At 43.7% G+C, this 15859-nt stretch carries 10 protein-coding genes and 1 tRNA gene; all 11 read right to left on the reverse strand.

All coding sequences use genetic code 11. From position 1 onward, the window contains the following. Positions 1 to 105: 105 nt before the first annotated feature. Complete coding sequence (rnpA, locus tag Q5873_RS04385) at positions 106 to 453, reverse strand: ribonuclease P protein component (RefSeq protein WP_038154842.1); 348 nt, start codon at positions 451 to 453, stop codon at positions 106 to 108. Between the two features lie 76 nt (positions 454 to 529). Then, positions 530 to 664 (reverse strand): 50S ribosomal protein L34, encoded by a 135-nt coding sequence (rpmH, locus tag Q5873_RS04390; RefSeq protein ID WP_006555255.1) that lies wholly within the window; start codon positions 662 to 664, stop codon positions 530 to 532. 306 nt (positions 665 to 970) lie between these two features. Beyond that, on the reverse strand, positions 971 to 2311 hold the full coding sequence (locus Q5873_RS04395) for an NAD(P)-dependent oxidoreductase (protein ID WP_303059465.1): 1341 nt from the start codon (positions 2309 to 2311) through the stop codon (positions 971 to 973). A 232-nt stretch (positions 2312 to 2543) separates the two neighbouring features. Continuing rightward, positions 2544 to 2620, reverse strand: a tRNA-Arg gene (locus tag Q5873_RS04400). Between the two features lie 378 nt (positions 2621 to 2998). Next, complete coding sequence (locus Q5873_RS04405) at positions 2999 to 3316, reverse strand: hypothetical protein (RefSeq protein ID WP_028254967.1); 318 nt, start codon at positions 3314 to 3316, stop codon at positions 2999 to 3001. Positions 3317 to 3491: 175 nt separating this feature from the next. Continuing rightward, complete coding sequence (locus tag Q5873_RS04410; RefSeq protein ID WP_303059467.1) at positions 3492 to 3998, reverse strand: GNAT family N-acetyltransferase; 507 nt, start codon at positions 3996 to 3998, stop codon at positions 3492 to 3494. A 128-nt stretch (positions 3999 to 4126) separates the two neighbouring features. Further along, positions 4127 to 5512, reverse strand: coding sequence for a hemolysin family protein (locus Q5873_RS04415; protein WP_028254969.1), 1386 nt, complete (start codon positions 5510 to 5512; stop codon positions 4127 to 4129). A 221-nt stretch (positions 5513 to 5733) separates the two neighbouring features. Continuing rightward, entirely contained in the window at positions 5734 to 6066 is a 333-nt protein-coding gene (locus Q5873_RS04420) for a hypothetical protein (RefSeq protein ID WP_288301725.1), read from the reverse strand. Between the two features lie 179 nt (positions 6067 to 6245). Beyond that, entirely contained in the window at positions 6246 to 6647 is a 402-nt protein-coding gene (locus Q5873_RS04425; RefSeq protein ID WP_303059469.1) for a (deoxy)nucleoside triphosphate pyrophosphohydrolase, read from the reverse strand. 20 nt (positions 6648 to 6667) lie between these two features. Next, positions 6668 to 9625, reverse strand: a complete 2958-nt coding sequence (locus tag Q5873_RS04430; protein ID WP_303059471.1) for a DEAD/DEAH box helicase — start codon at positions 9623 to 9625, stop codon at positions 6668 to 6670. A gap of 231 nt (positions 9626 to 9856) precedes the next feature. Further along, entirely contained in the window at positions 9857 to 15835 is a 5979-nt protein-coding gene (locus tag Q5873_RS04435) for a YadA-like family protein (protein ID WP_303059473.1), read from the reverse strand. Positions 15836 to 15859: the final 24 nt, after the last annotated feature.

A 15859-nucleotide genomic window follows, 5' to 3' on the forward strand; every position in this document is an offset into this window, starting at 1 on the left:
TTTGAAAGTCAACACCGTTTCATCTACAGAATCTTCCTATATCATGTATAAACTATCCATCAAAATATGATAGTTACAAAGGATTAAGAAACATAATTAGACGACTCAATTCTTTAACAGCTTTAACTTTCTAAACAGATTCATAATCTCCTGTTCCGCCTCCGCATAGGTGGCCTTAGCCAAATAGGCCCTACCGACGATGACGATGGCATATCCCTCACGCAGTTCATGCTGATGCAGACGATATACCTCTTTCATCAGACGCCGCGCCCGGTTGCGCTCTACTGCGCAGCCCACCTTTTTACCGGTGACAAAGCCGATGCGCGTAGGCTGCTTAGCTACGGGCATACGATACACCACGCAAAGCTTACCTACCTCATATTTACCGTGTTTATACACGAGGCGATACTCATTGTTTTTTCTGATTCGCCGTGCTTTATCTAAACCGTTCATCATCTCACCCTATACCTGAGAATAGAAAAACTTGGCAGCAGTGCCAAGTTTTTTCTCCTGCCTAAAAGCTATTATGTTATGCGGACAATTTCTTTCTGCCCTTTGCACGTCTTCTCTTCAATACAAGACGGCCACCAATGGTCTTCATGCGTTCGCGGAAACCGTGCGTACGTTTTCTCCAAAGCGTATTCGGCTGATAAGTACGTTTCATGTGTAGAACACCTCCTCGCAATCAGTGTAGTAATTACGTATACCATAACAGCATAATTATATGTATAAAAGCCCATTCTGTCAAGGAAATAACACTGTGACTCTAACCGCTTCCCAGGGCTAACGATATATCGAAAAGTGGCGTATATAAGTCGCAGGCATGTCATTCGTCAGACCTGACTGCCCTGCGAAGCTAGGCGCTTCTTAAGGCTAATGGTATATGAGAAGGAAGGAGCGTACATGCATCGCAGAAATGTCATTCGTCAGACCTGACTTTCGAGATGCATGTACGCTCCTTCTCTATTAATTATTCGCCTAAGAAGCGCTTAGCTTCACAATAATTGACCATGCCTTCCACGACTTTTTTAGCGGCTCGCATCGCCAGCACCACCGTAGCCGGTTTATGCACTACATCACCGCCGGCAAATACGCCCTTGCGACTCGTCATACCATACGGCATTTCACGAGTGACCACATAACCATCCTTGTTGACCTCAATTCCGTTACCCGGTCCTACCAAACGGGAATTTGGTTTATGACCGATGGCAATAATAATTTTATCCGCCGGAATCACACCGTACTCATCGGTAGGCGTTATACTGCCATCCTCGTTCGGTGATTGTACTTCATAACGAAGACCTTCCACCACCTTATCACCGACAACTTCTTTCGGCGATGCGTAGAACTTAAATTCCACGTCCTCCGCCTTAGCCTCTTCATACTCAGATTTTAGGGCCGACATATTTTCTTCGCCCCGCCGATACGCCACCGTAACCTTGGATGCCCCTAAGCGCACACAGGTACGTGCCGCATCCATAGCCACATTACCGGCACCGATAACCACCACGCGATCACCGGCGCTGACCGGAATCGCATCCTCGCCGACACGACCATTTTGATGTAACTGTACCGCCGTTAACAATGCCATCGCCTGCAATACACCGGGCTTATCATCGCCGGGCATGGGAAGCTCCATCGGCACATGCGTACCGGTGGCAATGAAAATCGCATCATAGCCTTCTTCAAACAAAGAATCTATCGTCTTGTCCGGACCGATAACCGTATTGCATTCAAACACAACGCCCAGCCCCTTAAGGCGATTGATTTCGCGGCGCACCACTTCTTTGCTGAGGCGGAACTCCGGAATCCCGTAAAGCAAAATGCCACCAGGCTCTTCCTGCCGCTCAAAAATCGTCACCTCATAACCAAGGCGGGCCATGTCACCGGCTACGGTAAGACCGGCCGGGCCGGACCCGATAATCCCGATTTTACCTTGATCCTTAATGATCATCTTCTGCTTACGCAAGCCATGTTCACTTTCAAAATCGGCAGCAAACCGTTCTAACTTGCCGATATTAATCGGCTTATTCGCACGATTCAAAATACAATGCCCTTCGCACTGCTTTTCCCGCGGACACACGCGACCGCAAACGGCCGGTAAATTACTGCGCTCCGCAATAATATCGTTAGCCTCGCCAAAATTGCCGCGCGCAATGGCGTGAATAAAACGAGGAATTTCATTTTCAATCGGACAGCCCGTACGGCACAACGGCTTGGCGCAATTAAGGCACCGCTTTGCTTCGGCCAATGCTTCTTCCAAGGTATAGTCCTTATCTATTTCCATTTGCTTCAACAATTCATCTGTCATCGGAGGACCTCCTACGTAAAACTATGCTAGAGTATCTCGGCTGAAGATCATCTATCTCTCTCCCAGTGTAGCATGATTCCCGCAAACTTTCATTGTTCCGTAGACCAATTTACAGCCCCTTGCCGGACACTACTTTCTCCATACCTATAGCCTAACCGACATCATCTATGTTGTCTGTTGTTATAGCTACAAAAATAACCACGCAGCACGACGCTGCATGGTTATTGGTTTCTGGTGCGCCCAAGAGGAATCGAACCTCCGACACACAGTTTAGGAAACTGTTGCTCTATCCTACTGAGCTATGAGCGCATATCCTTATTTATTATAAACACAGACGATAGTATCGTGCAATAGGTACCTAGAAACATTATATGTTAACTATCTATATTATGCCGTAACATGTAGCGATAATCTGCCATACAAAAAATCTCTTATAAAAAATAGCTTATGAAAAACAGCTGTGGATGGCTTGTTATAAGGATATACGCACAGCGAATACCTAAAGTTGTTCACAAGTTATCCACTAAACAGCCGACTTATTCACTTTTACATTCCATTTATTCACAAACTATCCACAACTTATTCACATCTTTATGTGGATAACTACACTTGCGTCGCTATCCACTAAAAAAACGGTACCTCGCCTCCGCTCGTTACGAAGCAAAATACCGTTCCTACGCTATGCTGTTATTCCGGAAATTTAAACTCCCCATTTACTTCGGCGGGACGACTCCAATCTACTTGCACACCGATGCGTACCCACATACGTGTCAATGCTAATTTCAAATTTTCCAAGGAATCTAACGGATGAATATCCACTGTTTCGTACGTATCAAGACCTACCGCATTTTCTACGGCCTGTGATTCCTGCAAATAGTTCTTAACCTGTTCCACGCGCTGCGCATCCGGCAATACCACATCTACCGTCTTAGCATCTTTATCATACGCGATATAACCGCGTTGGTTTACATCATACTGAATTGCATAATACGCTACATTACTCATTCTGCTAACCTCTTTCTTTTACCATTGCTGCTTACTCCCCTGTAATAGGTGTGATAGGTACGCAACTATGCTATTCTTCATACTTCTATTTAACCACAAAAGGGAGTGCTCTAGCAATGTTTAATTCTGCATAGGAACGAGGCCAACCGTCACGCAAGATATACCAAACTCTGCACTATACCTTCAATTCGTATGTGTGCACATCCAAATACCGACCGTGCTTATAGCCTACTTCATGCATGGTCCCTACAAATGTAAAGCCGAATTTTTTATGTAAGGCCACGCTTACTTCATTGGTGCCGGTGATGAGCGAAATAATTAAATGCGTCCGCTCATCGCGCCGTGCTTCCCCAATAATCGCTTCCATCAAGGCAGCGCCGACTCCCTTGCCGCGCGCCGCCGGCGATACATATACGGACAATTCGACCGTCGAAGTATACGCCGCCTTAGCGTTGTAGGTCGATAATGACGCATATCCCACCGTAGCTCCGTTTACTACTGCCACCAATAACGGATGATTACAATCCGGGCGATTATGCGCCTCCAGCCACACCTTACGCTCCTCCCATGTTTTCGGTTCCGTATCAAAGGTAGCCACCCCATGTTCGATTTCATAATTGTAAATAGCGAGCAATACCGCTATATCGGCATGTGTCGCTTGTCGGATTGTAATTGCTTGCATATACATCGCCTCTCTTTCTACCACGCAACTATTTCTCAATGATTTACTTCACGTTACAGAAAGAGCACCCTTGCCACAGCAACAGTGCTCTTGTCATCTCTATTAATTATCCCATTTGTAAATCCTATTTACTCCGCCGCACGTTCATCATCGGCAGCATCCTCCACCTCTTCCGGCGGACGGCGGGTAATCATGATTTTATCAATACGGGCATTGTCCATATCGACAATTTCAAAATGGTATTCGTCCCAATCGCATGCATCGGTTTCGCGAGGGATACGCCCGAAAAGATAAGTCACAAAACCGCCGATGGTTTTGTATAAATCATCTTCTTCGCCGGGCAATTCCTTAGTAATCGAAAAGTACTCTTTTAATTCGTCAATGTTAAGCAAGCCATCGACGAGCCACGTACCATCTTCGCGCTGAATAATGCGATTTTCTTCTTCTTGGCGCTCTTCTTCGCCGGACGGCATAAGACCGACGATTTCTTCCATAATATCATGAAGTGTAACGAGCCCGCTGAAGCCACCGAATTCATCAAGTACTACCGCTTCGTGAACGCCTTCCGTACGGAATAAATCAAGCAGCTTCACAAGACCGATGGATTCCGGCACCATAAGAGGACGCTTAACATTTTCTTTAACAATAGCCACCAACGACTTCGGCGACGCTTCGCCTTGTTCACGCAAATAATCGCGGAACACATCAGACACTGTAATCAAGCCTTGCAGCTCATCCAGCGAATCAATCCCGACCGGCAGGCGATAATGATTGGAATTGCACAGCATGTCCTGAATATATTCGGGATCACTGTTAAGATCAATCCATTTCAGCTGTGTACGCGGTGTCATAACGTCACCGGCACTGCGATCGGCCAGACGGAAAATGTTGTCTACCAAAATCGGTTCTTCTTTTTCAAATGCCCCCAACTCGACCCCTTGAGTAAGCATCTTGTTGATTTCCGATTCCGTCACCGGCGCTTCCTCTTTATCGTGCACGCCCATTAATTTTAAAAGCCCCGTTGTCGACACACTGAGCAATGCTACCAAGGGCTTGGCAATGATGGCGAACCCATGCATGGGACGAGCCATGATGATTGCTATACGCTCCGGTGCGTTCAGCGCTAATCGCTTCGGCACCAGTTCGCCCACAATCAGCGACAAATACGTCGTCAATGAAACAATAATAATGGGACTCAGCGAATCTGCATACGGTGCCATAGCCGGAATATATTCTTTCACTGCCTTAGCCATCGGCTCGGATAGCGCCGCCCCCGAATACAAACCGGTAACGATACCGATTAAGGTAATCCCAATCTGTATGGTAGAAAACATCTGATTAGGATCCTCTGCCAACTGTATCGCCCGTTGCGCCCCTTTACTACCGCGCTCCGCACTGTCTTCCAATAATCCTTTACGCGCATTTACTATTGCCAGTTCTGTCATGGAGAATATGCCGTTTGCAATAATCAACAGCAAAATAATCAATATCTCCAGACCAACGTCACCGTCCACTCACGTATCACTCTCCTATCTGATTCAGTGGATTATACAAATGCTTTTCTTCATAGTATAGCATATATGAGGCAATAAAGAAACGCAGGGTCCGTATATAAAAGGATTGGTCGTTAGGCATCGCAAGTCAGGTCTTGCGAATGACATTGCTCAGTCCTAACGACCAATCCGTTTTCCCTCGGAGCTGTATTTCTTTTTAGTAGGATGTTCTATCTCCACACCTATGCGTTAATAACAGCCAATGCACCTGCGCATGCCGGGCAGTCGCAATACGTAGCCCCTTTGCTCTTGATGTCCAGCGCATGGGTATGCAACTGCTCTGCTAATTCACTGCCGAACAAAGCGATGCCGTCCGGCGACGCAGTAAAGGCAATCAGCTGATCCACGGTAATAATATCTGCTTTCGCTTCCTTTACCAATGCCTCCCACGCAGCAGCTTCCGTATCCGTGCCTACCGCATCAAGCCATGCTTGGCCTACTTTCTTCAGCCCTTCATAACATGACTGCGCAGCTATCATAGATTGTACTGTTTGCACCATTGTATCCTGTTTCATATGAACTCCTCCTTTATCGGTTACATAGCGACGTCGTAGTAATCCGGCATTGCCTCACTACCTAATGAGTTACTACTGATTTTACTATATCGTAATGACCAATAAAAGTAAAGTACATTATTTTTATAAAGTAATATGCTAACTTCTTATTATATATTAGTTACTTGTTACTCTATCCATTACTTATTGTTTTGTAGATACGTCGTTAATGACTCTACTACTTTCACATCCGCCGGCAACCAATCTACTGACAGCAATTCTTCCACTCCAAGCCACTGCGATGCTTCATGTTCCAACAAATGTATATGAGACGCGCTGGCTAAGTGACAAATATAACAATGCATTGTTAAGTGAAATGTGTCATAGGTATGCTCTACAGTACACAAAAAGTTTTGAATTTCAATAGTTGCTCCCAGCTCCTCACAAATTTCGCGGCGCAGTGCAGTTTCTCTTTCTTCGCCTTTTTCTATCTTACCGCCGGGAAATTCCCAACCATCCTTAAATTCACCGTAACCACGTTGTGTCGCCAAATAGCGACCATTATCTTCAATAATGGCAGCTACCACTTCAATATGTTTCATAAACTACTACCTTTCTCACATTAATCACCGGTAATATACTCGTAAATATCATCGCGCACCGGCGTTTCTAATCGATACCACAACTCGACAGCCGATACGGTTCGCTTCTTTTCCTCATCCTGCATAGAAATAAGTTCCGCCTGCGACGATGCATGAATTCGCCCCAAATAATAAAACTCTTTTGAACCAGCATCATTCTTATTTTTTCGTACAAACAAATGCATCGCCACACCTTCCTCATCGGCATGCAATGCTCTTTGTACATCATCAGACTGTAATGTACGATTCGACTTTGAAATAGCTATAAGATTAGCAGGATCGATAAAACGATCTTCATACTTTGTAGTGGATGAAATATCTTCAGCTTTATTATAGTTAATAAACACCGGATATGACTTGGTATATTCATCGTATTTATAGCCCCCTATATTTAGTGGTACACAATCCTTTTTCCAAGCTAACAACCGACACACATCCGTGTACGTATACGACTGATACAATTGAAAAGGCGTGTCCTTATAAAGTTTGCTGTATTTAGTTTCATAAAGATATAATCCTAAATCCACTAGCTCTCGTACGATATCCGTAAACTCTCTATTGTGTACTAAAAGAGTTTGTACTTCTCGCCGCACTCGTAAGACTCCACTATCATAAGTAAATATAGCCGCATTAGCATATTTTTTTATGGCGGCTCCCACAAAGAAGGATCCCGTCAATACAGCTATACAACTTTGCTCTACTAAAGATGTCACCGCAAGACCATACCTCTCTCGAGCCTCTACCATAGCCATTCCAATAGGGTCTTCCACTCCCTTAATACAATGCTTTAGGATTAATAATTCATGCGGGCGCTTTCCATCGGCTAAACGCTCGGCTACCATCGCTACAATTTCTTCCGCAATCAAAGGGAGTCGCACCGTATATTCCGGTTCCTTCTTTACGAGAAAATGGTAATACGACCGGAATTTATTAATGAATAAGCAAATATCCACATCGCCATGGCGCTCAAAGTCAAGACAGTCTGGAATACGTCCCAGCTTTTCCTTTAATGCCCGATAATGTGTTACCAAAAACTTCGTTTCATCGAATCGGGCCGCATCAATAGATTCAAAAATACGTTGTTTACTAATTTCATCAAAATACATAGTAGAACATCCCGGCAACAAGCGCGTTCCTTCCATAACATATCGCCGCATCGTATCCTTACGATAACTCCTATCTCCAGATAGCGCTAACGGTATCATAAAGTTAGTCGTATAATTACCGATAAAATCAAGAATAACTACAAATTCCTTATCTTCATGTTTACGCAATCCTCGCCCCAACTGCTGAACAAATACGATGGGAGACTCCGTAGGCCGCAACAACAGTACCTGATTAATTTCAGGAATATCCACCCCTTCATTGAAAATATCTACCGTAATCAAATACTCTAACCGTTCTTCCTCTGCTACATCATCATCACACAGCCGCGTTATGCATTGTTCCCGTCTCTCTTGCGAGTCTGCACCGCTCAGCGCTATAGCCTTTACACCAAGCTGAGCTAAAAAGCCCGCCAATTGTTGGGCCTCTTCGTTACGGCTGCAAAAGATAAGCCCCTTAACCCGCTTTCCACTATAACCGTAATAATTAGCTTGCTCCATAATATAAGTAGCACGATGTATATCCATACGCATGACAGATGTCGCACCGTTCTCAGCTATAGTGCGTTGTTCACCATCGTCATCGGTATAAGCGGTGATACCAAAATAATGAAATGGGCATAATAATCGGTCCTCCAACGCTTCTTCTAACCGTATCTCTTGCGCAATGGTATGATGAAATAATTCAAAGATATTAAATCCATCCGTTCGTTCCGGACTTGCCGTCATTCCCAACCACAACGTTGGGGTAAAATAATCCATCAAACGTTGATACGTGCGAGCACCAGCACGATGAACTTCATCAATAATAATCACATCAAAATAATCCGGTTTAAATTGACTGTACACGTACTCCTGAGACATAGATTGCACGGTAGCAAATAAAAAATCTGCTTCATAATCCTTGCTGGAGCCCGATAGTAATCCCATCCGTTCCTCATGTCCCAACACACGACCAAAACTAGCTTTTGCTTGACGCGCAATCTGCTCACGATGTACTAAGAATAATACTCGCCGCGGCTCTAACCGCTGCATAGCAAACGCAGCGGCATAAGTCTTACCCGTTCCAGTTGCCGATAACAATAATGCCCGTTGACGTCCTTCTTCCACATAAGCTACCAGTCTATCCGCAAATGCCTGTTGCATACTGTTAGGCACCAAACATGGACGCTCCGCCAATTGCTTCGACTCACTTGCTATCATCGTACGACGTCGTTCCTGTCGCATAGCCATATACATCGCCTCATAGGCTGTTGCTACTTCATTCCACGGTTTTGACAAAGGATGATTCCACAACTGTGAAAACTCGCTGAGTATACGATCCGCATAATCTCCCTCCTTTGTGGAAATTACCTTTGTATTCCACTCCTTATTAACAGAAAGGGCGCTTTGTGTTAAGTTGGCACTACCTACAATAATTTTATAAATATCTCCCTCACGAAACATATACCCCTTAGTATGAAATCCTTCATGACTTCCTTGCGTTTCAAACAACTTAATTTCAATATTGGATAAGGATGCTAATTTATATAGTGCCTTTGGCTCAGTAAAAGAAAGATAGTCCGTTGTTAAAATCCGCCCCTGAATATTACGTTTCTCCAATTCCTTAAATGTTCCCAACAGTCCCTCTATACCACTTTCGGTAATAAAAGCTACACTGAACTGAAAAAAATCACAATGAAGTAATTCCCGTTGCAAAGTCGCAATTACCTTATCGTTACTCTCCCTGTTATTCATAACTAACTGCGGTCTATACGTCAGCTGTGAGCTAATTGTTTTATCTACAAAGGCTGTTTCAATACCTTGCCGTATCCGTTTTAGTTCCTGTTCAAACATCCCCGTAACTCCTTCCGTTTCATACTGATACGTTCATCGTACCATAGGTACCTATAAAGAAAAAGATCTTTACCATACTATTTACAGACATCTCCCTTGCTATATGAACCGCATTGTAGGAACTAAAAAACTATACATACAATAATGAAGGCTGTTCCGTAGAACAGCCTTCATTTACTAGTATCATTGGTTATATATAACAGACAACCATGATAAGCCTATACATGCTAATTATTTACTTTCCAGCAGCTGCTGTACCAACGCTTTTAACTCGGCTACTTCCTGCTGTAATTGATCATTCTTAGCGCCTAAACGCTGATTGGTTTCTGCTAACTGTTGATTCGTCGCATCCAACTGCTTTTGTAATTTATCATTAGCATCGCTTAGTGATTGATTGGTTGTTTCCAATGACTGTACACGCTTCGTCAACACCTTATTATTGGCCAGTGCCGCACGATGTTCGCCACCGGATCCAATGGAAAAGCCCACTCCACCGGACAAGCCCCATTTACCAGTGCTGTCGTAAGAGGTAGACAAACGATACGAAATATCTCCCGTCGTATTAATGCCGGACACGCCAATAGCTACCGCTGATTCACCGCCGTACGATCCTACCCCGGCACCAATCATAACGTTGCCGTCATTTAGGTTCGTGATCATCGGAATGCCTGCTGCCGCCAATGCACCGGCCGTACCGGCATTCGCTCGCTTCGAAATTTCGGATAGTCGTTCGCCGACTTTCTCCGTTACCTTAGCAAACTGATTCATCGTCACCGCATCCGTCGGACCTTCGCCATCCGCTAAACCGGTTAGCTTTTTGCCGCCTAAATCAAGCCCTTCTTCTGTCAATGTCAACGTCGTATGATTACCGTTGGCATCGGACGGACCGGAAATAGAAGTAATCCCTTTCAAGTCTGCCTTCAAACCATAACTGATAATACCGTTTTCACCGGACGTTACCGTAAGGTTATCATCTGACGCACGGAAATCAAAACCCTTGTCCAATGTTACCTTTTTAGAAGCTTTATCATTGCCTGCTTTATAAGCAACATGTAACGCTTCTGCCATTGTATCGCTGTTTATACCAATAGTGTAGTTATCGTGACCGTCTTTTGTGCCCTTTGTTACCGTAATCGGACCATCCGTATTTTCCGTCAATGTTGTTTTAGACGCATTTACTTTTTCAGTAATCGATGTATTAATATCTCCGGTAATTTTACCTTTGACCTTTTCCACATAATCGTATACGGCACCGCCGGTAACCACATGCGTATCGTCTTTTACAACCGAATCCGCTTTATTCAAACTCAGAGCTACACCATTGCCAGTGGCCTTTGTCGTAATGTCTTCATTGCCGGTAATAGCAAAGTTGATGCCGCCCTCTTGATTCAAATTCTGTGACGCTGTTTTGCTATTGTCATCACCGGTAAGGGTAATCGTATTATTGCCAACCTTTGTCACTTCTTCAGTGATTGTTTTTGTAATGCCATCCTTAGCCTCTTTGATTTTACTGTCTACTTGGCCTACGGTCGCCGCATCTTTACCATCTTTACCCTCGGCAATATTGCTGATAATTTTACCGCCAAGGTCGATACCTTTTTCGGTAATGGTAATCGTTGTGGAACTACCATCCTTTCCGGTAGGGCCGGTAATAGAGGTAATCCCTGTCAGATTCGGATTTAATCCGTACGTAATCTCGCCATCTTCATCAGAAGATACTGTTAAATTCGAATCCTTGGCTTTGAAAGTAAATCCTTTGGCCAAGCTTACCGATTGCTGATCGCCATCACCAATTCTATAACTGATATTAGTCGCTTCCGCTAATTTCTCACCGTTAAAGCCAACGGTATATACATCATGATTTGTTCCATCTGTAGATGTCGTCTTAGTAACCGTGATAGCGCTCTGACCATCGGCTGCTTTCACTTCCGTTTTGCTTGCCTTAGCTTTGCTATCTACTTCTGTCTTACTATACGTTTCTTCCTTGCTATATATATTAAGCTTATTTCGCCAGCTAGTTACATTATCATCGGTAAGATTCGACGCATCCACCTTCGCAAAGTCATCGTTCAATGAGGTTTTCATTTCGTTTTCTAACTTCGCAGTATTTACAGATAATGTATATGTATCTGCCGCAAGACCGATACCTTCTGTTTTTTCTACCTGTAAAATTCCATCCATTTCCGGATTTACAGCTACCTTCGTCTTAGCACCTGTTACTGCATTATATACAGCACTCGAGGTAACAACTTTATTTGCGTCATCACCGGTATTTGTAACAGACGTTGCCTTATTAAGGCTCAAGGTTACATCACTGCCGGATGCACTAGTGGTAATATCTTCATTACCTTTAATGCCAAAGCTAATGCCGCCTTCTTTACTCAATTTCTGAGCATCAGTACTACTGCTGTCACCGGTAAGGGTAATCGTATTATCTACTAACTTCGTTACATCGGTCTTTACCTCATTTACCTGTTTTACTGTAGCTGCATCGGTGTCCTTTTCACCATCGACAATATTACTGATGGTTTTGCCGCCAAGGTCGATGCCTTTTTCGGTAATGGTAATTGTTGTACCGTTAGTTCCGTCTTTACCTGCAGGACCACTAATAGACGTAATGCCCGTAAGATCAGCATTCAAACCGTAAGTAATCTGACCATCGTTTCCGGATGTTGCCGTCAAGTTTGCTCCTGCTTGGAAGTTAAGACCTTGTGCCAGACTTACCGCTTTGGATGTTTTATCACTACCGGCTTTGTAGCTAATATTTGTAGCCTTAGCTATTTCCGTACCATTAAAACCAACGGTATAGACAGTATGACCGTCTGTTTTATCCGTAGATGTATCTACCGTAATTGCACTCTGACCGTCTTTTGCTTTTACTTCCGTTTTGCTTGCCTTAGCTTTGCTATCTACTTCTGTCTTACTATACGTTTCTTCCTTGCTGTATACATTAAGTTTATTTCGCCAGCTGGTTACATTATCATCAGTAAGATTCGACGCATCCACCTTTGCAAAATCATCGTTAAGCGATGTTTTCATTTCGTTTTCTAACTTCGTTGTATCAATGGACAATGTATAGCTGTTGCCGGTAAGGTCGTCGCTTTCCGTAGTGGTTGCTGTCAAGATACCATCCGTTGCCGGATCTACAGCTACCTTCGTCTTAGCACCTGTTACTGCATTATATACAGCACCCGAGGTAATAACTTTATTTGCGTCATCACCTGTATTGGTAACAGACGTTACCTTGTTAATGCTCAAAGCTACACCATCCTTGGAGGCTGTTGTGGTAATGTCAGTATTGCCGGTAATAGCAAAGCTAATACCGCCATCTTTATTCAGCATTTGCTTGTCTGTTGTGCCACTGTCACCGGTAAGGGTAATAGAATTATTTACTAACTTTGTTACATCAGTCTTTACATCATTTACCTGTTTTACCGTAGCTGCATCGGTGTCCTTTTCACCATCGGCAATATTACTGATGGTTTTACCGCCAAGTTCGATACCTTTTTCGGTAATGGTAATTTTTGTACCATTAGCTTCCTCTTTTCCGGCAGGACCTGTAATGGATGTAATGCCCGTAAGATCAGCATTCAAACCGTAAGTAATCTGACCATCGTTTCCGGATGTTGCCGTCAAGTTTGCTCCTGCTTGGAAGTTTAATCCCTTGGAAAGACTAACTGTCTTAGCCGTCTCATCAGTACTGGCTTTGTAACTGATATTAGTCGCTTCCGCTAATTTCTCACCGTTAAAGCCAACGGTATATACATCATGATTTGTTCCATCTGTAGATGTCGTCTTAGTAACCGTGATAGCGCTCTGACCATCGGCTGCTTTCACTTCCGTTTTGCTTGCCTTAGCTTTGCTATCTACTTCTGTCTTACTATACGTTTCTTCCTTGCTATATATATTAAGCTTATTTCGCCAGCTAGTTACATTATCATCGGTAAGATTCGACGCATCCACCTTCGCAAAGTCATCGTTCAATGAGGTTTTCATTTCGTTTTCTAACTTCGCAGTATTTACAGATAATGTATATGTATCTGCCGCAAGACCGATACCTTCTGTTTTTTCTACCTGTAAGATTCCATCCGTTTCCGGATTTACAGCTATCTTCGTCTTAGCTCCACTGACTGCCGTGTATACTGCACTAGAGGTTACTACCTTATCTTTGTCCGCACCGGTATTCGTCACAGACGTTGCCTTGTTAAGGCTCAAGGCTACGCTGATACCGGATGCGTTAGTAGTAATATCCTCGTTACCGGTAATGCCAAAGCTGATGCCGCCATCCTTATTCAACATTTGCTTATCTGTTGTACCACTGTCACCAGTTAAGGTAATCGTATTATTACCAAGCTTCGTTATCTCTTCAGTAAGCTTAGAAATATCTCCGTTTGTTGAAGTAGAAATCTTAGCAATTTCATCACTAATCTTCTGATTCATCTGACCTACATTAACGGCATCATTATCTGCTTCACCATTCGACAGATTAGATATTTTTTTATTACCTACATCAAAACCATCATTTGTAATGGTTACCTTAGTCCCGTTATTATCTCCACCGGAAATAGACATAATCCCTTGAAGTTCAGAGTTCAATGCATAGCTTACTTCGCCGTCAGCGTTCACAGAAGATGTTAAATTATCTGTGTTTACGAAGTTCAAGCCCTTAGACAAAGCCACTTGCTGTTCGTTTTTACCATTTGCTTTGTAGGTGAGATTCGTAGCTTTAGCCACCTCTTCCCCTTTGAAACCAATAGTATATACTGCGTGGTTATCCGTAGTATCCTTCGTTTCTGTAACGGTGATAGCCTTCTGATCGCTATCTGCTTTCACTTCCGTTTTACTTGCCTTAGCAAGGTTATCTACTTCGGTCTTGTTATAGGTTTCATTTTTACTATACGTTTCATCCTTGCTGTATACATTAAGCTTATCGCGCCAGCTGGTTACATTACCATCGCTGAGATTCGACGCATCCACCTTTGCAAAGTCATCGTTGAGCGATGTTTTCATTTCGGTTTCTAACTTCGTAGTATCGATGGACAATGTATAGCTGTTGCCGGTAAGGTCGTCGCTTTCCGTTTTCTTTACTGCTAAGATTCCATCCGTTCCCGGATCTACAGCTACCTTCGTCTTAGCACCACTTACTGCTGTGTATACTGCGCCAGAGGTAACCACCTTATCTTTATCGGCACCGATGTTAGTAACAGACGTTGCCTTATTAAGGCTCAATGCTACGCTGCTACCGGATGCGTTAGTAGTAATATCCTCGTTACCGGTAATACCAAAGCTAATGCCGCCTTCTTGATTCAAACTCTGAGCAGCAGTAGTACTGCTACCATCACCGGTTAAGGTAATCGTATTATCTCCCAATGTCTTCACCGTCGATGTAATCGTTTCGGTAAGGGTCTTAGTAATACCATCCTTAGCCGTAGTTATCTTACTTTCTACCTGACCTACTGTAGCCGCATCTTTCTCATCCGTACCATCGGCAATATTACTGATGGTTTTACCGCCAAGGTCAATGCCGTTTTCAGTAATAGTAATTTTCGTACCGTTAGTCCCATCTTTTCCGGCAGGACCGCTAATAGACGTAATGCCCGTAAGATCACTCTTCAACCCATAGGTAATCTGACCATCAGCAGCTGACGTAGCCGTCAAGTTTGCTCCTGCTTGGAAGTTTAATCCTTTGGAAAGACTAACTTTTTTAGACTCTGCATCAGTACCGGCTTTATAGCTAATGTTTGTTGCCGTAGCAATCTGATCGCCATTGAAGCCTACTGTATAGATGGTATGTCCATCTGTATCATTCGTAGATGTATCTACCGTAATTGCATTCTGACCATCAGCGGCTTTTACTTCTGTTTTGCTTGCCTTAGCTTTGCTATCTACTTCTGTCTTACTATACGTTTCTTCCTTGCTATATACATTAAGCTTATTTCGCCAGCTGGTCACATTACCATCGCTGAGATTCGATGCATCCACCTTTGCAAAATCATCGTTGAGCGATGTTTTCATTTCGTTTTCTAACTTCGTTGTATCAATGGATAACGTATAGCTGTTGCCGGTAAGATTGTCGCTTTCCGTAGCGGTTGCTGTCAATATACCATTTGTTACCGGATCTACAGCTACCTTCGTCTTAGCACCCTTCACGGCATCATATACAGCACTAGAGGTTACCACCTTATCTTTGTCCGTACCGGTATTCGTCACAGACGTTGCCTTATTAAGGCTCAA

It is taken from the genome of Veillonella magna (genome assembly GCF_959600285.1).
In the GTDB taxonomy this organism is placed as follows: Bacteria; Bacillota; Negativicutes; order Veillonellales; family Veillonellaceae; genus Veillonella_A; species Veillonella_A magna.

Bases quoted from the DNA above. Each gene is read 5' to 3' on its own strand.
- Q5873_RS04430 (WP_303059471.1), bottom strand. From the start codon at position 9,625: ATGTTTGAACAGGAACTAAAACGGATACGGCAAGGTATTGAAACAGCC.
- Q5873_RS04420 (WP_288301725.1), bottom strand. From the start codon at position 6,066: ATGAAACAGGATACAATGGTGCAAACAGTACAATCTATGATAGCTGCG.
- Q5873_RS04405 (WP_028254967.1), bottom strand. From the start codon at position 3,316: ATGAGTAATGTAGCGTATTATGCAATTCAGTATGATGTAAACCAACGC.
- Q5873_RS04395 (WP_303059465.1), bottom strand. From the start codon at position 2,311: ATGACAGATGAATTGTTGAAGCAAATGGAAATAGATAAGGACTATACC.
- Q5873_RS04425 (WP_303059469.1), bottom strand. From the start codon at position 6,647: ATGAAACATATTGAAGTGGTAGCTGCCATTATTGAAGATAATGGTCGC.
- Q5873_RS04410 (WP_303059467.1), bottom strand. From the start codon at position 3,998: ATGCAAGCAATTACAATCCGACAAGCGACACATGCCGATATAGCGGTA.
- rpmH (WP_006555255.1), bottom strand. From the start codon at position 664: ATGAAACGTACTTATCAGCCGAATACGCTTTGGAGAAAACGTACGCAC.
- rnpA (WP_038154842.1), bottom strand. From the start codon at position 453: ATGAACGGTTTAGATAAAGCACGGCGAATCAGAAAAAACAATGAGTAT.